The 17533-nt window shown below is 66.3% G+C and carries 13 protein-coding genes; 2 read left to right on the top strand and 11 right to left on the bottom strand.

Features of this window, described 5'->3' with window-relative positions:
• Positions 1-12 precede the first annotated feature (12 nt).
• The 9 genes from MFF64_RS12550 to urtA all read right to left on the bottom strand — a co-directional run bounded on the left by MFF64_RS12550 (position 13) and on the right by urtA (position 9042).
• A complete protein-coding gene (locus tag MFF64_RS12550) occupies positions 13-1059 on the bottom strand; it encodes an aliphatic amidase (protein ID WP_238191000.1) in 1047 nt (348 codons plus the stop codon).
• 211 nt (positions 1060-1270) lie between these two features.
• On the bottom strand, positions 1271-1582 hold the full coding sequence (locus MFF64_RS12545; protein ID WP_238190999.1) for an FmdB family zinc ribbon protein: 312 nt from the start codon (positions 1580-1582) through the stop codon (positions 1271-1273).
• Between the two features lies 1 nt (position 1583).
• Positions 1584-2813: a formamidase gene (fmdA, locus tag MFF64_RS12540; protein ID WP_238190996.1), complete on the bottom strand. Its 1230-nt coding sequence runs from the start codon at positions 2811-2813 to the stop codon at positions 1584-1586.
• 70 nt (positions 2814-2883) lie between these two features.
• Complete coding sequence (locus MFF64_RS12535; protein ID WP_238190995.1) at positions 2884-3900, bottom strand: alpha/beta fold hydrolase; 1017 nt, start codon at positions 3898-3900, stop codon at positions 2884-2886.
• Positions 3901-3910: 10 nt separating this feature from the next.
• Positions 3911-4654 carry an urea ABC transporter ATP-binding subunit UrtE gene (gene urtE, locus MFF64_RS12530; RefSeq protein ID WP_238190993.1) on the bottom strand — a complete coding sequence of 248 codons (744 nt, stop codon included), beginning with the start codon at positions 4652-4654 and terminating at the stop codon, positions 3911-3913.
• A 14-nt stretch (positions 4655-4668) separates the two neighbouring features.
• Positions 4669-5442, bottom strand: coding sequence for an urea ABC transporter ATP-binding protein UrtD (urtD, locus tag MFF64_RS12525; RefSeq protein ID WP_238190991.1), 774 nt, complete (start codon positions 5440-5442; stop codon positions 4669-4671).
• Positions 5443-5453: 11 nt separating this feature from the next.
• Positions 5454-6590 (bottom strand): urea ABC transporter permease subunit UrtC, encoded by a 1137-nt coding sequence (urtC, locus tag MFF64_RS12520; RefSeq protein WP_238190989.1) that lies wholly within the window; start codon positions 6588-6590, stop codon positions 5454-5456.
• A 12-nt stretch (positions 6591-6602) separates the two neighbouring features.
• Entirely contained in the window at positions 6603-7529 is a 927-nt protein-coding gene (gene urtB, locus MFF64_RS12515) for an urea ABC transporter permease subunit UrtB (RefSeq protein WP_099903116.1), read from the bottom strand.
• A 238-nt stretch (positions 7530-7767) separates the two neighbouring features.
• A complete protein-coding gene (urtA, locus tag MFF64_RS12510; RefSeq protein ID WP_099903118.1) occupies positions 7768-9042 on the bottom strand; it encodes an urea ABC transporter substrate-binding protein in 1275 nt (424 codons plus the stop codon).
• A 265-nt stretch (positions 9043-9307) separates the two neighbouring features.
• Between urtA and MFF64_RS12505 the strand changes: the two genes are divergently transcribed.
• Both MFF64_RS12505 and MFF64_RS12500 read left to right on the top strand, forming a co-directional pair.
• A complete protein-coding gene (locus MFF64_RS12505) occupies positions 9308-12727 on the top strand; it encodes an ATP-binding protein (RefSeq protein ID WP_238190987.1) in 3420 nt (1139 codons plus the stop codon).
• The gene (locus tag MFF64_RS12500) at positions 12720-13634 is read left to right on the top strand and encodes a response regulator transcription factor (protein WP_099902731.1); all 915 of its coding nucleotides are present in this window, start codon (positions 12720-12722) and stop codon (positions 13632-13634) included. The genes MFF64_RS12505 and MFF64_RS12500 overlap by 8 nt, the downstream gene beginning before the upstream one ends.
• A gap of 563 nt (positions 13635-14197) precedes the next feature.
• Here MFF64_RS12500 and MFF64_RS12495 read toward each other — a convergent pair.
• Complete coding sequence (locus tag MFF64_RS12495) at positions 14198-15619, bottom strand: sulfotransferase family protein (protein ID WP_238190985.1); 1422 nt, start codon at positions 15617-15619, stop codon at positions 14198-14200.
• A gap of 100 nt (positions 15620-15719) precedes the next feature.
• Entirely contained in the window at positions 15720-17384 is a 1665-nt protein-coding gene (locus tag MFF64_RS12490; protein WP_238191140.1) for an outer membrane beta-barrel protein, read from the bottom strand.
• Between the last annotated feature and the right edge of the window lie 149 nt (positions 17385-17533).

Raw genomic sequence — 17533 nt, 5'->3', positions numbered from 1 at the left:
CGGACGGCGCGGCTAACGGTGCGCCGCCGTGCCCTCACCTACGATCGGGATGCCCTCGATGGGGCATTCGGGCGTGCCCACGCTCGCGCGGGTGATGCCGCGCACCGCGTCGCGGGTCCCGTCGGGGTCCTCGATCCAGCGGCGGTAGAAGTCGTAGGGACAGGCCGACATCCCGTGCCGCTCCTCGCGGGAGTTGATCATGCCGGTGTAGCCGCGGTGGAGCAGCTTGAAGAGGTGATTCTCCGACTGCCAGTGCTGGCGCGCGTCGCGGATCAGGAACTTCGACAACGCGGCGTACTGGATGCCCATCTCCTCCTCGCCGCACTCGCCGAGGGTGCGTCCGTCGAAGCCGATGAGCGCCGAGTGGCCGAAATAGGTGTAGACCCCGTCGAAGCCGGAGGCGTTCGCCACCGCCACGTAGACGTTGTTGGCGAAGGCCATCGCCTTCGACATCAGGATCTGCTGCTCCTTGGCCGGGTACATGTAGCCCTGGCAGCGGATGATGAGTTCGGCGCCGCGCATGGCGCAGTCGCGCCAGATCTCCGGGTAGTTGCCGTCGTCGCAGATGATCAGGCTGACCTTCAGCCCCTTCGGCCCGTCGGAGACGTAGGTGCAGTCGCCCGGGTACCAGCCCTCGATCGGCACCCACGGCATGATCTTGCGGTACTTCTGCACGATCTCGCCCTGGTCGTTCATCAGGATCAGGGTGTTGTAGGGCGCCTTGTGCGGGTGCTCCTCGTGCCGCTCGCCTGTGAGGGAGAACACGCCCCACACCTTCGCCTTGCGGCACGCCTCGGCGAAGATCGCCGTCTCCTCGCCGGGGATGGTCGAGGCGGTGTCGTACATCTCGGCGGCGTCGTACATGATGCCGTGCGTCGAGTATTCGGGGAAGACCACGAGGTCCATGCCCGGCAGGCCGGCCTTCATACCGACCACCATGTCGGCGATCTTGTGGCAGTTGGCGATGACCTCGGCCTTGGTGTGCAGGCGCGGCATCTTGTAGTTGACGACTGCGACGCCGACGCTGTCGTGGCTGCTGGAAATGTCGCCGTGATGCATGGCGTGTCTCCCTGGCGAGGATGGTGGGCGTGTCTGGCTTCGGTGCGTCTCGCGGGCGCAGGGCGGCCCGGCGGCGTCCGGGGCAGGACGTCGCGCCGGTCACACCTCCGGATCCCCTCTCCCGGGCGGGGGAGGCCGGCGTTCCGCACCCTTGTTCCGTCCGTGAACGGCCCTGCGAGATGAGGCGGGGAGAGGAGCCCCACCGCCTCCCTCAGTGGCTGATCATCCACGGCCGCGCGGCCGGGAAGCCCTTGGCGGCGGCCGGGGCCGCCGCGGTCTTCTTCGGCGCGCAGCAGCCGCAGCCGGCGCCGTGACTGCGCCTGGGCGCGTGGCGGCTGCGCTCGTTGGTGGCGTGGGCCGCCTTCAGCCCCGCATCCATGCCCGACAGGCGCGGCGCGGTGAGGAAGGCGCGCTCGCAACGCCCGCCGCAATCCGGGCAGTCGTGGGGATCGCGGAACTGCGCCATCGGGCGCAGCACCGTGAACGGGCCGCAGGACTCGCAGGAATAGTCGTAGACCGGCATGCTACTTGTCCGGCGAGATCGGCATCTGGACCGAGCCGTCGAGGTACTGCGTCGGTCCCGCGGCGCTCGGGTTGATGTCGAAGTCGAAGATGCCGGTCGGCAGCCACAGGGTCGCGCAGGCGTTCGGCACGTCGACGACGCCCGAGATGTGACCCTGCACCGGCGCGGTACCGAGGATCGAGTAGGCCTGGGCGCCGGAATAGCCGAACTTCTTCAGGTACTCGATCGCGTTGAGGCAGGCCTGGCGGTAGGCCACCGTCACGTCGAGGTAGTGCTGGCCGCCGCTCTCGTCGACCGAGATGCCCTCGAAGATCAGATGGTCGTCGAAGCGCGGGACGATCGGCGACGGCTTGAAGATCGGGTTCTTGATCCCGTACTTCGCCATGCCGTCCTTGATGACCTCGACCTTGAGGTGGACCCAGCCGGCCATCTCGATCGCGCCGCAGAAGGTGATCTCGCCGTCGCCCTGGCTGAAATGCAGGTCGCCCATCGAGAGGCCGGCGCCCGGGACGTAGACCGGGAAGTAGATCTTCGAGCCGCGCGACAGGTCCTTGATGTCGCAATTGCCGCCGTGCTCCCGCGGCGGGACGGTGCGGGCGCCCTCCGCCGCCGCCTTGTCCTTCGCGGCGCCGGACAGCCGGCCCATATGGGCGGTCGGGCCGAAGGGCGGGTTGGCCAGTCCCGGCACCCGGGTCGGGTTGGTGGCGATCAGCGCGGTCTCGCGCTCGTTCCAGGTCGCCAGCAGCTTCGGGTCGGGCAGGCAGCCGATCAGGCCGGGATGGATCAGGCCGGGAAAGCGCACGCCCGGCACGTGGCGCGACTTGGTGAACATCCCCTCGAAGTCCCAGATCGACTTCTGGGCCAGCGGGAAGTGGTCGGTGAGGAAGCCGCCGCCGTTCTGCTTCGAGAAGAAGCCGTTGAAGCCCCATTGCGAGTCCGGCTTGGCGCCGATGTCGAGGAGGTCGACCACCAGGAGGTCGCCGGGCTCGGCGCCCTCGACGCCGATCGGGCCGGACAGGAAGTGCACGATCGACAGGTCGATGTCGCGCACGTCGTCGGCCGAGTCGTTGTTCTTGATGAACCCGCCGGTCCAGTCGTAGGTCTCGACGATGAAGTCTTGGCCCGGCTTCACGTAGGCGACCATCGGGATGTCCGGGTGCCAGCGGTTGTGCACCATGTCGTTCTCGTAGGCCGACTGCGTCAGGTCGACCTTGATCAACGTCTCGGGCATGCGTTTCCCTTTCGCCATGGAGCGGGTGTTGAGCCGGCGGATGGCGCCGCCGGATGCGGAGCGGGCGGCGTCAGCGCGCCAGCAATTCCTTGAGCGCGGCGTCGAGGACCGCGATGTCGTCCGGGCTGGTGCCCGGGCCGCCGGCGAAGTGGCCCCACCAGGTGTCGATGACCCGAAGGTCCGCCTTCGGCATCGCGGCGGCCTCGATCGCGTTGTCCTCGGGTGGAAAGTACAGGTCGGTCGAGGCCGGCATCAGGATCGCGTCGGCCTTGATCGCCCCGAGCGCCGCCTTGAAGTCGCCGTTGAAGATCTCGTTGGCGCTGATGTCGCCGTTCTGCCAGGTCCACAGCATCGCCAGCAGGTTGTTGGCGTCGCGGGTGTAGAACAGCCCTTCCCAGAACCCGACCAGGAAATCCTCCAGCGAGGCGTAGCCCATATGGGTCAGATCGGCCTCGATCCGGTAGAAGGTCTGCGACAGGCCCCAGCCGGCATAGACGCGCCCGAAGGCGCGCAACCCCTTGGTCGGCGGGCTGGCGTACCAGCCGTCCGCGAAGGCGGCGTCGGCCTGGAGCGCCGCCTTCGCCCCTTCCAGGAAGACGAAGTTGTGCCGCGAGCACTTGGCCGAGCCCTGGAACGGCAGGATGCGCGGAACCATGTCCGGATACATCGCCGCCCAGTGATAGGTTTGGAGCGCGCCCATCGACCAGCCGGTGACGAGAGCGAGCTTGTCGATGCCGAACAGTTCGGTGACCAGCCGGTGCTGCGCCCGCACGTTGTCGTAGGCGGTCACGTTCGGGAAGCGCGGCCCGTTCCACGGCGCCGGTGTGTTGCTCGGCGACGACGACAGCCCGTTGCCGAACATGTTCGGGATGATGATGAAATACTTGTCCGGATCGAGCGCCTTGCCGGGCCCGATCAGCCACTCGTTCTCGTAATGCTGCCCCGAATACCACGTTGGGTAGACGATCGCGTTGCTCTTGTCCGCATTGAGGGTGCCGTAGGTCTTGTAGGCCAGCCTGGCCTTGCGAAGCGTCTTCCTGCACTGGAGCACGAAGTCGCCGAGCTCGAAGATCCGGTAATCGACCATTGTGCCCCCTTCAAACCGACAGGTAGCGGGCGACCGTTGCCTCATCGACGTCGGCGCGCAGGTCCTCGTGGACGATCGATCCGTTCTCGATCACCAGCACTCGGTCGGCAATATCAAGTGCGAAGCTGAGCACCTGCTCGGAGACGACGATCGAGAGTCCGCGCTCGTCCCGGATCTTCTTGAGCGTCCGGCCCATCTCGCGGATGATCGAGGGCTGGATGCCCTCGGTCGGCTCGTCGAGGAGCAGCACCTTCGGCCGGCTGGCCAGCGCCCGGGCGATGGCGAGCTGCTGCTGCTGGCCGCCCGACAGGTTGCCGCCGCGCCGGCCCTTCATCTCCAGGAGCACCGGGAACATCGCGTAGAGGTCGCCCGGCACCTTGGACTCGCCGGTGACGGTCAGCCCGGTCTCGATGTTCTCCTGCACCGTCATGGCGGAGAAGATCATCCGGCCCTGCGGCACGTAGGCGAGGCCCCGGGCGACGCGCTGGTGGCTCTTCAACGCCGTCACGTCGTGGCCGTCGACCCGTATCGTGCCGCCGCGGGCCGGCAGGATGCCCATCAGGGTCCGCATCAGGGTCGACTTGCCCATGCCGTTGCGGCCCATCACGGCGACGATCTCGCCGGGCGCCACGGTGAGGTCGATGCCGTGCAGCACCTCGCTCTGGCCGTAGGCGGCGTGGAGGTCGGTGACGGCGAGCATCGGGGCGGCGCCCGGCGCCGCGACGGGCGCGGAGGCGGGAACGGTCTGGAGCATGGCGGTGCCTCCCCTCAATGCCCGAGATAGACTTCGACCACCTTCGGGTCGGTCTTGACGCGCTCCATCGAGCCCTCGGACAGGACCTTGCCCTGATGCAGCACCGTGACCCGGTGGGCGATGTCCTCGACGAACTTCATGTCGTGCTCGATCACGAGCACCGAGCGGCCCTTGATGATCTGGTGCAGCAACTCGGCGGTCTTCTTGCGCTCGGCGACGCTCATCCCGGCCACCGGCTCGTCGAGCATCAGGAGCTCCGGGTCCTGAATCAGCAGCATGCCGATCTCGAGCCATTGCTTCTGGCCGTGACTGAGGAACTCCGCCCGCCTGTCGAGCTGATCCTTCAGGAAGATCATCTCGGCGATCTCGTGGATGCGGTCACGCACCTCGGCGTCGCGCTTGAACATCAGGGCGCCGAGCACGCTGCGCCCGCGCGGGAACGAGATCTCGAGGTTCTCGAACACCGTCAGGTCGTCGTAGATCGAGGGCGTCTGGAACTTGCGCCCGACCCCGGCCTGGACGATGGCGCTCTCCGAGAGCTTGGTCAGTTCGGTGCCCTTGTACTTGATCGAGCCGGAGGTCGCCCGGGTGCGGCCGCAGATCAGGTCGAGCACCGTGGTCTTGCCGGCGCCGTTGGGGCCGATGATGACCCGGATCTCGTCCGGATCGACGTAGAACGACACGTCGTTGACCGCCTTGAACCCGTCGAAGGAGACGGTCAGGGCCTCGACCGCGAGGAGGAAATCCCTGTCGCCCGCGGTCGCACCGGGGAGGATGGCTGCGTTCATCGAAACAATCCTCACTCGGCGGGGGCGCCCTGGGGCAGCGCGGCGGGGCTGGCGGCTTTCGGGCGGCGGGTCAGCCGCGGCTCGACGTGCTGGCGCCACACTCCGGCGAGCCCGTTGGGGAAGGCGAGCACGACCGCGATGAACAGGGCGCCGAGGCCGAACAGCCACAGTTCGGGGAAGGATTCGGAGAAGGTTGTCTTGGCCCAGTTGACCAGCAGCGTGCCGTAGATCGCGCCGAACAGCGACAGACGTCCGCCGACCGCGGCGTAGATCACCATCTCGATCGACGGCACGATGCCGACGAAGGACGGCGACATGAAGCCGACCTGGAGGGTGAACATCGCCCCCCCGATCGCCGCGAAGGCCGCGGCGAGGCAGAAGGCGAAGATCTTGAAGCTCGCGACGCCGTAGCCGGAGAAGCGGACCCGGTCCTCCTTGTCGCGCATGGCGACCAGGATGCGGCCGAGCTTCGAGCGCTTGACGTATTGCGCCACCAGCACGCAGGCGACGAGGAGCCCGCCATTGACGAAGTAGAGGATGGTCTTGGCCGCGTCGGTGCGGATGTCCCAGCCGTGGAGCGTGCGCAGGTCGGTGATGCCGTTGATGCCGCCGGTATAGCCCTGCTGGCCGACGATCAGGATGGTCAGGATCGCGGCGATCGCCTGGGTGATGATCGCGAAGTAGGTGCCGCCGACCCGGCGCTTGAACATCGCCGCGCCGATGACGAAGGCGAACAGCGTCGGCACCAGCACGACCGCGATCAGCGTCAGCGGCAGGCTCTTGAACGGGGCCCAGAACCACGGCAGCGCCGTGATCTGGTTCCAGTCCATGAAGTCCGGGATGCCCGGCGTCGACTGGATCTTCGTATTCTCCACCGACGAGGCCTCGAGCTTGAGGTACATCGCCATGCAGTAGCCGCCGAGGCCGAAGAACACGCCCTGGCCGAGCGACAGGATCCCGCAATAGCCCCAGCAGATGACGAGGCCCAGCGCGACGAAGGCGTAGGTGAGGTACTTGCCCACCAGATTGAGCCGGAACCCGTCGAGGGCGAGCGGCAGGACGCAGAAGATCAGGCCGCACAGGAGGGCGAGCGCCATCCATTCCACCGGCTTCATGAACGGGTTGTCGTTGAGGGTCGGGAGTTTCATGCGTCGGACTCCTCAGCGCCGGACCTTGAGGGTGAAGAGGCCTTGCGGCCGCAGCATCAGGATTGCCACGACGGCGAGCAGGGTGATGACTTTCGCGGTCGAGCCGGAGAGGAAGAATTCGAGCGTCGACTGGGTCTGCGAGATCGAGAAGGCCGACGCGATGGTGCCGAGCAGGCTGGCGGCGCCGCCGAAGACCACGATCAGGAAGGTGTCGACGATGTAGAGCTGGCCCGAGGTCGGCCCGGTCGAGCCGATCATCGTGAAGGCCGAGCCGGCGACCCCGGCAATGCCGCAGCCGAGGCCGAAGGTGAGGCGGTCGACCCGTCCCGTGTCGATGCCGACGGCGCCGGCCATCACCCGGTTCTGCATCACAGCCCGGACCTGCTTGCCGTATCGCGACGCGAACAGCAGGCCCGCGACTGCGAGGGTGATCAGCACGGTGATCGCCATCACGAACAGGCCGTTGATCGGGATCTCGATCGTATCGGTCGCCTGCACCGAGCCCATCATCCAGGACGGCAGTTCGACGCCGACCTCGCGGGCGCCGAAGATCGACCGGTAGGCCTGCTGCAGGATCAGCGACAGGCCCCAGGTGGCGAGCAGCGTGTCGAGCGGCCGCTTGTAGAGGTGGCGGATCAGTGCCCACTCGACCACCATCCCGAGCAGGCCCGCCGCCACGAAGGCCAGCGCCATCGCGAGGAAGAAGTAAGCGGGGAAGATGCCCGGCAAGTGAGCCTGGAAGAAGCCCGAGCACAGATAGGTGACGTAGGCGCCGAGGATCATGAACTCGCCATGCGCCATGTTGATGACGCCCATCTGGCCAAAGATGATCGCGAGGCCGAGCGCCATCAGCACGTAGACCGAGAACAGGATCAGGCCGGCGAAGCCCTGCATGGCGAAGATCGCGCCGAGGTCGCCGAGCGAGTATTCACCGAACATGGGCGGGAGCTCCGGCAGGAGGTTCAATCGAGTGCTGTGCGCCGGCGATGAGAGAGCCGACGCGAACCCCCCCCTCAGCGGGGGAGGGTGGCGAGCGGAGCGAGCCGGGAGAGGGGATCGCGACGCCGATCCAGGAAGCGCCCCTCAGAACGGGTTCGCCTCATCCGGGAACGTGGTTTCCCTCTCCCGCCCGGCCTTCGCCGGGCACCATCCCCCGCGGAGGGGGAGGGTTCGTGTCCTACTGGTAGCCCTTCGGGAAGGGGTTCGGCTCGATGAGGTCGGGGCTCTCGTAGACCACCTCGAACTGGCCGTTCGGCAGCGCCTTGCCGACCCGGGTCTTCGACCACAGGTGATGGTTGGGGTGGATCTTCACGTAGCCCTCCGGCGCGCTCTTGAACTCGACACCGGCCGAGGCCGCCGCAATCTTGTCGACGTCGAACGAGCCGGCCTTCTCGGCGGTGAGCTTCCACAGGTAGGGGCCGAGATAGGCGGCCTGCGTCACGTCGCCGATCACCGTCTTCTCGCCCCACATCTTCTTGAAGGCGGCGACGAACTTCTCGTTGTTCGGGTTCTTGAGCGACTGGAAGTACTTCATGCAGGCATAGGCGCCTGCGATGTTCTCGCCGCCGATGCCGTCGATCTCGTCCTCGGTGACGGAGATCGTCATCAGCACCTGCTTCGACAAATCGATGCCGGCCGCCTTGAGCTGCTTGTAGAACGCCACGTTCGAGCCGCCGACCACGTCGGTGAAGATCACGTTGGGCTTCGTCAGCTTGATCTTGTTGATGACGGAATTGAACTGGGTATGGCCGAGCGGGAAGTACTCCTCGCCGACGACCTTGCCCTTCAGCACGTTCTCGACGTGCTTGCGGGCGATCTTGTTCGAGGTGCGCGGCCAGATGTAATCGGAGCCGATGAAGAAGAACGTCTTGGCGTCCTTCTCCTTCGCCACCCAGTCGAGGCTGGCCAGGATCTGCTGCGTCGCTTCCTGGCCGGTATAGATGACGTTCTTCGATTCTTCCAGCCCCTCGTAGAAGGTCGGATAGTACAGCATGCCGTTATATTGCTCGAACACCGGCAGCACCGCCTTGCGCGAGGCCGAGGTCCAGCAGCCCATCACGGCGGCGCACTTGTCATTGACGAGGAGCTTCTTCGCCTTCTCGGCGAAGGTCGGCCAGTCGGAGGCGCCGTCCTCCTGGATCACCTTGATCTTGCGGCCGAGCACGCCGCCGGCGGCGTTGATCTCCTCGATCGCAAGCTTCTCCGCCTGCTGCGCCCCGGTCTCGGAGATCGCCATCGTGCCGGTGACCGAGTGCAGGATGCCGACCGTCACCTCGGTGTCCGTCACCGCGAGGCCGGTGGTGTTGACGGACGCGGTCGGCGGCCCTGCCGCCTGCGCGAGGCGCGGCAGGAGGGATGCGGCCGGCACCGCCGCGAGACCCATCAGCAGCCGACGCCGCAACGCCGATTCGAGGCCAAGATCGCCTGCAAGGCCCCGCTCGTTCCCAGCCATCGCCCTCTCCTGTCGTCCCGCTCGGGCGCCCTCTCCGGGTCGGTCCCGCCGCGTTCGGATCTCAGGCTAGGTGGCGTTTTGCGCCGCAGCATATACGCGTTTTTACGTATTCCGCGCTGGCCCGAAGCCGCACAGGATCATGCGCTCCCGTGCGCCGCGCGGAAGGCGTGCGTCGCGCGGAAGGGGAGCGCAGAACGGTATTTCGGGTCGCGGCGCCGGGACGGGTGCCGGATACTGCGCCGCAGCGGGGGCGACACGGAGGCTCATGCCCGGACGACAGCGCATCATCCCGGTCCGCCGCGAGTACAACCAGTGGGTCGCGAACGAGACCCTGGAAGACTTCGCGCTGCGTTTCACGGCGAAGCGCGCCCGGCGCTGGTCGGGCTGGCGGGTCGCCCAGACGGCGCTCGGCTCGGTCGCCTTCCTGGCACTGGAGGCGATCGGCGGCACCCTGATCCTGTCGAGCGGCTTCACCAACACGCTGTGGGCCGTGCTCACCGTCGGGCTGGTGATCTTCCTCACCGGCGTGCCGGTGAGCGCCTACGCCGCCCGCCACGGGCTGGACGTCGACCTGCTCACGCGGGGGGCGGGCTTCGGCTATATCGGCTCGACGATCACCTCACTCATCTACGCGAGCTTCACCTACCTGTTCTTCGCCATCGAGGCCGCCATCCTGGCGCTCGCCCTCGAGCTCGGCTTCGGGCTGCCGCTCGCCGTCGGCTATCTCGTCAGCGCCCTGGCGGTGATCCCGCTGGTCACCTACGGCATCGCGCTGATCAGCCGGTTCCAGCTCGTGACGCAGCCGGTCTGGCTCGCGCTGAACCTCCTGCCGATCGCGTGCATCGCGGCCTACGCGGACGCGCCGCTCGACGCCTGGATCGCCCATGCCGGCCTGTCCGGCGAGCGGGGCCGGGGCTTCGACCTCCTTCTCTACGGCTCGGCCTGCGGGATCCTGTTCGCGCTCATCGCGCAGATCGGCGAGCAGGTGGATTTCCTGCGCTTCGTGCCGCCGCCGGAGCCGGGCCGGCGCTGGCGCTGGTGGAGCGCCGTGCTGGGGGCGGGGGCGGGCTGGATCGTGCCGGGCGTCCTCAAGATCCTGCTCGGCTCGTTCCTCGCCGTCCTGGCTCTTTCCCACGGCGTGCCGCCGGAGCGCGCCAGCGAGCCGACGCAGATGTACGCGGTCGCCTTCGGCTACGTCGTGTCGGCGTCCGGCGCCGCCGTCGCGCTCACCACCCTGTTCGTCGTGCTCTCGCAGCTCAAGATCAACGTGACCAACGCCTATGCGGGCTCGATCGCGTGGTCGAACTTCTTCTCGCGCCTGACCCACAGCCATCCGGGGCGCGTGGTCTGGCTCGTCTTCAACGTCGCCATCGCGCTGCTGCTGATGGAGCTCGGCGTCTACAAGACCCTGGAGCGGACGCTGGGAGTCTACGCCCTCGTGGCGGCGGCCTGGATCGGGGCGCTCGTCGCGGATCTCGCGGTCAACAAGCCGCTCGGCCTGTCGCCGCCGGGCATCGAGTTCAAGCGCGCCCACCTCTACGACGTGAACCCGGTCGGGACCGGCGCGATGGCGCTCGCCTGCCTCGTCGCAGGCCTCGCCCATGCAGGCCTGTTCGGCGAGGTGCCGCAGGCCTTCGCGGCCTTCGTGGCATTGGCCACCGCCTTCGCGGCGGCCCCGCTCATCGCTTGGGCGACGGGTGGGCGCTACTACCTCGCGCGCCGGCCGCGGCGGCACTGGCGCCATCGGGCCGAGATCACCTGCGGGGTGTGCGAGCACGGTTTCGAGCACGAGGACATGGCCCATTGCCCCGCCTACGGGGTGCCGATCTGCTCGCTGTGCTGCTCCCTCGATGCGCGCTGCGGCGACCTCTGCAAGCCGCATGCGCGGCTGGGATCCCAAGCCAAGCGCGTCGCCGGGCGCCTGCTGCCGGCCCGCGCCGCGTCCCTCGTCGATTCGCGGCTCGGACGCTATGCCGGGGTGATGCTGGCGCTCTGCTGCACCGCCGGTCTGATCCTGGGCGCCATCTACGCCGAGGCCGCGCACCGCCCGCCGGAGCATCGCGCCGTGCTGGCCCAGGCGCTCCAGGCAGTGTTCTTCATCATGGCGGTGATCTTCGGGGTGGTGGCCTGGCTGTTCGTGCTGGCGCAGGAGAGCCGCCGCGTCGCGCAGGAGGAGAGTGCCCGCCAGACCGCGCTCCACCGGGCCGAGATCGCCGCCCACAAGGTCACCGACGCCAAGCTGCAGAAGGCCAAGGAGGCGGCCGAGGCCGCCAACCTCGCCAAGAGCCGCTACGTGACGGGACTGAGCCACGAGCTGCGCACGCCGCTCAACGCCGTGCTCGGCTACGCCCAGCTCCTCGAGGCGGACCCCGCCATCCCGCCCCAGCGCCAGGCCGGGCTGCGGGTGATCCGCCGCAGCGCCGAGCATCTCTCGGGGCTGATCGACGGGCTCCTCGACATCTCGCGCATGGAGGCGGGCCGGCTCCAGCTCCACCGCGACGAGGTGCGGCTGCCCGAGTTCCTCGATCAGATCGTCGACATGTGCCGGCCCCAGGCCGAGGCGGCGGGGCTCGCCTTCCGCTTCGATCGGCCCCGGAGCCTGCCGGCCCTCGTCGCCACCGACGAGAAGCGCCTGCGCCAGATCCTGCTCAACCTGATCTCGAACGCGATCAAGTTCACGGCCCGGGGCGAGGTCGGGCTCACCCTGACCTATCGCAGCCAGATCGCCGAGTTCGCCGTGACCGATACCGGCACCGGCATCCCGGAGGCCGATCGCCAACGGATCTTCGAGCCGTTCGTGCGCGGCTCGCTGCCCGCCGCCGCCGCCACCCCCGGCACCGGGCTCGGGCTCACCATCGCGCATCTCCTGGCCCAGGTCATGGGCGGGGAGATCGCGGTCGCGAGCGAGCTCGGGCGCGGCAGCACGTTCCGCCTGCGGCTGATGCTGTCCTCTCTCGGCGAGCCCGTCCGCACTGCCCCGGTCGAGGCGCCGGTCACCGGCTATGCCGGGCGCCGGCGCACGATCTTCGTGGTCGACGACGATCCGGCCCACCGCGAGCTGATGCGCGAGATCCTCAGCCCCCTGGGGTTCACCCTGCTCTCGGCCGCCGACGGGCCGACCTGCCTCGACCTCGCGGCGGAGTGCCGGCCGGACCTCTTCCTCCTCGACATCGCGATGCCGGGCATGACCGGCTGGGAACTCGCCCGGGGTTTGCGCGCCGCCGGCCACGGTCCTGCCCGCATCGCCATGATGTCGGCGAACGCGCACGAGATCAGCCCGGTGCGGGGCGAGGACGCGCCGCACGACGCGATGATCGCCAAGCCCTTCGACCTGCGCGACCTGCTCGCCCGCATCCAGGCCCTGCTCGGCCTCGAATGGACGAGCGTCGCCCCGCCGGCCGCCGGGCCCAAGCCGCGTCGGGCGCGTCCCGACGAAGTCGCCGAACTGCTCCGGCTCGGGCGCATAGGCCATGTCCGGGGCATCGAGGCGAAGCTCGCCGAGATCGAGGCGGAGACGCCCGAGCCCTTTCTGGCCGAGCTGCGCGGCCTCGTGCAGGCCTACGACCTGCCCCGCTACATGGCCGTTCTGGAATCGGCGGTTCTGGAATCGGCCATGCCGGAACCGGCGGCCCTGGAACCGGCCACGCTCGCAGCGGCGAGCGAAGGGAGGCGCGGCGATGCCTGAGCCTGGCCGCGACGTCGTGCTGGTGGTCGACGACTCGCCCGAGACGCTGAGCTTCCTCACCGCGGCCATTGAGGCGACGGGCGCCACCGTGCTGGTCGCGGTCTCGGGCGGGGCCGCGCTGGCGGTGGTGCGGGAGATCACGCCGGACATCATCCTGCTCGACGCGGTGATGCCGGGCCTCGATGGGTTCGAAACCTGCCGCCGCCTCAAGGCCGACGCGGCGCTCGCCCACGTTCCGGTGATCTTCATGACCGGCTTGTCGGAAACCGAGCACGTCGTGCGCGGCCTGGGGGCCGGCGGCGTCGACTACGTCACCAAGCCGATCTCGGCGGGCGAGATCCTGGCGCGGATCCGCGTCCACCTGGCGAATGCGCGGGCCTCCCAGAGCGCGCGCCTCGCTCTCGACAGCGCCGGGCGCTTCCTGTTCGCGGTCGACGCCGACGGGGTGATCCGCTGGTGCACGCCCCAGGCGGCGAGGTTGCTGCGCAACCTCGGTCCCGGCAGTCTCGATCCGGCCGGCGGCGACACCATGCTGCCGCCCGCCGCGTCGGCGTGGTTGCGCAGCGATGCCGACGGCCCCCTCACCTTGCCGGGCGGCGACGGCCGACGCCTCCAGCTCAGCCGCATCGGCGGCGTCGGCAGCGACGAGGTGCTGCTGCGCCTCAACGTCGAAGCCGGCGACGAGATCGAGCGCCTGCGCCGGTTGCTCGGCCTGACCCACCGTGAAGCCGAGGTGCTGCTCTGGGTCTCCCGCGGCAAGGCCAGCCGCGACATCGGCGAGATCCTGTCTCTCAGCCCCCGCACGGTCACCAAGCACCTCGAGCAGATCTATGCCAAGCTGGGCGTCGAGAATCGCACCTCGGCCTCGGCGCTGGTCGTGCGCGCGCTTCAGGACGAGCGTGCCTGACCGTCCATGACGTGGAATTTCGACGTGGAATATCCAGGCCGAAACCGTCCTTCGACGTGCGAGCACGTCGCGCTCGTCCTTGCCCTTGGTGCGTGCGCGATACGGCATGCAGACCTGACCCGGAAAAGCCTCAGGGCATGGCGAAGCATGCGGGCAGGGATGGAGCACGACCTCGCATCCGACCGTAGGTGGTGCAGGACGAGGGTGCGGGCATGGTCGAGCGGCGCTTCGCGCGGCGCGCTTCCTAAGCCCGGAAGGCGCTCTCCAGGCCGGCAAACCAATCCTTCTGCCGCTCCGGGAGCGGTCTGCATTGCCACGCGTTGTGACGCCTGCCCGGCGGTTGCCCACCTGCGCCATCGGCGCCGCGCTGAGACGAGTCTGGAAGGGCGGGGAGAATTGAGGGTTCGCCGCCGCCCTTGCCGAGCCTGCCAGCCGTTCGTCGAGCGATCATCGGACGGTTTTCGCAGGTCTCTTCCCGTTCAATGTCCCCTGCTGCCAGCGCCGCCTTTGCTTACCGTCCGATCGCAGAGCGCCCAGGTCGTGCTGCACGTGCGGGAGCTTTCTCACTCCATGATGGCTGCGCCGTTCGCAATCCCAGCGAGCACCAGCTCCGGCACCGTTCTGCACCGGCTTTCATCGAAGCAAAGTTGCAGGAAAGTCTTGTAGTGAACGATATGATGTTTCCTCAAGCTCAATCCTGGAACACCGGTGACGAGATATATGAAATTTGATTTTTCGCAACGAACCAAGCAAGTTCCTGGATTGAAGTCGGGCCCCCGAGAGATATCTGAAATATTTTCAGCCTCTGGTGGGATCATGTTGGACGCAAACAAGTCCATGTAGACATTTGCATCGGAAACATGGTAACGCTGATCATTAAATATGACCCAAACTTCATCTGCTTGCTTCAGGTAGACGGATCGCGCGGGCGAGCTTGATTGACGTGCAACGCCGTTGTTGGTCGTCAAAAAGCCGCGCTGTGAGTGGAACGCCGGCGAGAACACGGCGCAGGCTTCCTCGAAGGCGTGCCTCACGCTGTCTAGCCGCGCCATTGCAGCTCTGTCCGTGGGATCTTCGACCAGGCGCCTGTAGCAGTTATAGGTTTCAATCATCCAGGGACTAAGATCAGTCCTCTGTGACAAATACTGTTTCTCGCAGTGTGAAGACCTGAGATCAGGGTCGATGAAAGTGGATAACTCGCCGAATACGGCTTCGGACTGCCGCGGAAGAACACAGTTGAGAGATTCCAGGACGCGAGAAAGAACTTCTCGTTCGTCTCGAACCAGATCACTGTAATCCACGACCAAGCGCCTGCTCCCGCGGGTGTGATATTCGGCGTCGAGCAGGTGTCGTAACCAGAGAAGATAGCTCTGGTACATGTTGATACGATTGCGCGTCCGCAGCGAGCGAGCAACCTCGATCGGATTGCGGAATGGCAAGATGTAGTCAGTTTGAATGCAAAGATCGTCAAGGACGGAGGCCCAAAACGGGACAATTCTGCAAATTCTTGGATCTTTTATAATCATTGCTCCAGAGGAATCGAACTCTGCTGCAATAATGTCTTTCAACTCGTGGCGAAACTGTTCGCATTCCGCAGTTTCGTACCAGGCAGTTGGGATCTTTGACCAATCGAACCAGGTCGTTCCAACAGAATGCAGAAGGCGATGATGAAACTCGAGAATCTTCGTCGATTCGAAGAAGCCTTTCTTGTTTGACTCATTCGGGGGGGGCAGGGATTTGGGCAGACAGCCCCCGAAGATGCCCAGGGCGCCACTGAGCGCGGACGTACCGCTGCGGTGCATGCCGACGACCACGATGGCTCGCCGCGATGAGGTCGGCAGCCGAGCCGACTCATGAATGGCGTCCAGGGGCGAAACGAACGGGCCGCCTTCCGAGCTTGAGAACGGGCTTCTCCGCTCCGAGGAGGGGCTCTCGGACGTCGTGGTCTGACGCCCAGCGTCGGGCAGCTTGGTTTCCACCAGCATCGATCGTCCCCGTTGGCCCCGCATCCAGCTGGCACTGCAAAACCGCGCATACAGAGCAGCCGAGCGCGGAGGACCGCCTCGGCTGCATGCACTGAACGTTTCAGTATTTCGCGACGATCGGCGCTGCCGACGCCACAACGGGGGCCGACCCGAACCGGTAATTCAGGCCGATTCGCACCAGATCACCGTTGCGCTCGTTGCGGCTGACGACACCCGCCACGTTGTAGGCGGCGCGGTTCGCCTCGAGATCGTAATGCAGGTACTCGGCCTTCGCCGACCACTTGTTCGTCAGCGCAACCTCGAACCCGGCACCCAGGGCCCATCCCAGCACGGTCGCGCGCGCGCTGCCGTTGCCGACCGGCTTGTACGCGAGAGACGTGAGAGGCAGGCCGAACGTGTTGTTCTGCTGGAAGGAATCCGCGACGTCGGCGATGGCGAGACCACCCTTGCCGTAGAACAGCGTGCGGCCCCAGGCGTAGCCGACGCGACCGGTCACGAACGAGAGCATGTCGATCTGCGTCTTGCAGGAGTAATAGACCCGATTGGGGCAAGCCCGCCCGCCCTGGGCGTTGACCCAGCTCGCATCGCCCTCGACGCCGACCACCCATTTGCCGAACTGGTAGTTCGCTCCGATGCCGCCGCCCACGATGAGGCCCGCCGCACGGGGGCGCGCGATGGGGGCCGACGACAGGGAGTAGGGATAGGTCGTGGTGTCGGACGGCTGGGTGAGTGAACCGCCGGTGGGGAAGGCGAGGCGTGTGAAATCCCAGACCGCGCCGACGGAACCGCCGACCGTCACGCCGGTCCAGTTGACCTCTTCGGACGTAATGGCGAACAGGCCGCCATCCTCGCTCTTGACGGTCCGGACAGCGCTCGGCTCGGGATTGAACGAGTAGCGAATCCCGGCGCTGGCGCCGAAGGACTCGATGTGGTCGCCGATGCGGTAGTCGCCCCGCACGTAACCTTGCCAGCCGGTGTTCAGGATCTGACCGGCGAGACCTAAGGCGACCTGGCCGTACGTCCCGATGCGGTTCGACCGAATAGTTCCGACGCCGTCGACAAATCTCGGCCCACCATTAGCCGTTGCCAAACCAATATCAGTCACGACATTGGTGGTGATTGCATCGCCAAATTCGTGATATACGCTGCCGGTGAAGTAGGGTTGCAGCAAAACATCGCCGGACTTGATATTTGTGCCGACTCTCAGGCTCAAGCGACCCAGAATGCTGTCGAAATCGCTAATTCTGGCAGTAAAGGGAGCCGCATTTTTCGCTGGACCTGGAATTTGTGCGTAAATATTGCCGTATGAACCGAACGATGATAATCGATCGACGCCGACGCGCGAATAGATGATCCCAGCCGACGGCTCGACAAACCAATCGCTAGTAATAGGTATCTGGTGGCCGACATTTGCTATGAATGAAAATGCGCGCGCATTCAGCGGTTGGTTATTCAATCCAAATGTCGAGTTGCTAATATTTCCTTGAAAGAAATCCCAACGTGTTTGGAAATCGGCAAACGTCCGATCTTTTGTCACAACAGCATAGGCGCCAACGAAAGGAACCTGAAAATTAGATCGAATTGGTTCGGGATTTATGGATGAATTGGTCGAATTCCTGGTCGATGAAAATCCAGATGATTCCGCGTATCCAGCCGTTGCGCCAAAATGAATATTATAGCCACCGACGTTAAGTCGAGAAAAGTCGGCGCCAGCCTGGAAGCCGCCATAATCTAAAGACGAGGATGTCTGACACGAATTGCAGATACAATATCAGGTCGACCGATCTGCTGCAGAGAGTAAGCGCCAGTCGTATTGGTGTCTACCGACCCACCAATTCCACGGACCCACGCGCCGCCACGTAATTACTCAGGGGTGCGCTCGGTCGCGGCGTGAGGCCGGCGAGGAGCCGATGC

The organism is Methylobacterium frigidaeris (assembly GCF_022179185.1).
GTDB lineage: Bacteria > Pseudomonadota > Alphaproteobacteria > Rhizobiales > Beijerinckiaceae > Methylobacterium > Methylobacterium frigidaeris.
Note: the sequence above shows the minus strand (reverse complement) of the source record. Positions and strands in the feature narration are given on the sequence as shown.

Excerpts from the sequence above, each read along its gene's own strand:
- fmdA (WP_238190996.1), bottom strand. The coding sequence starts at position 2,813 with ATGCCCGAGACGTTGATCAAGGTCGACCTGACGCAGTCGGCCTACGAG.
- urtC (WP_238190989.1), bottom strand. The coding sequence starts at position 6,590 with ATGAAACTCCCGACCCTCAACGACAACCCGTTCATGAAGCCGGTGGAA.
- MFF64_RS12495 (WP_238190985.1), bottom strand. The coding sequence starts at position 15,619 with ATGCTGGTGGAAACCAAGCTGCCCGACGCTGGGCGTCAGACCACGACG.
- MFF64_RS12500 (WP_099902731.1), top strand. The coding sequence starts at position 12,720 with ATGCCTGAGCCTGGCCGCGACGTCGTGCTGGTGGTCGACGACTCGCCC.
- urtE (WP_238190993.1), bottom strand. The coding sequence starts at position 4,654 with ATGCTCCAGACCGTTCCCGCCTCCGCGCCCGTCGCGGCGCCGGGCGCC.
- urtD (WP_238190991.1), bottom strand. The coding sequence starts at position 5,442 with ATGAACGCAGCCATCCTCCCCGGTGCGACCGCGGGCGACAGGGATTTC.
- urtB (WP_099903116.1), bottom strand. The coding sequence starts at position 7,529 with ATGTTCGGTGAATACTCGCTCGGCGACCTCGGCGCGATCTTCGCCATG.
- MFF64_RS12545 (WP_238190999.1), bottom strand. The coding sequence starts at position 1,582 with ATGCCGGTCTACGACTATTCCTGCGAGTCCTGCGGCCCGTTCACGGTG.
- MFF64_RS12550 (WP_238191000.1), bottom strand. The coding sequence starts at position 1,059 with ATGCATCACGGCGACATTTCCAGCAGCCACGACAGCGTCGGCGTCGCA.
- urtA (WP_099903118.1), bottom strand. The coding sequence starts at position 9,042 with ATGGCTGGGAACGAGCGGGGCCTTGCAGGCGATCTTGGCCTCGAATCG.
- MFF64_RS12535 (WP_238190995.1), bottom strand. The coding sequence starts at position 3,900 with ATGGTCGATTACCGGATCTTCGAGCTCGGCGACTTCGTGCTCCAGTGC.
- MFF64_RS12505 (WP_238190987.1), top strand. The coding sequence starts at position 9,308 with ATGCCCGGACGACAGCGCATCATCCCGGTCCGCCGCGAGTACAACCAG.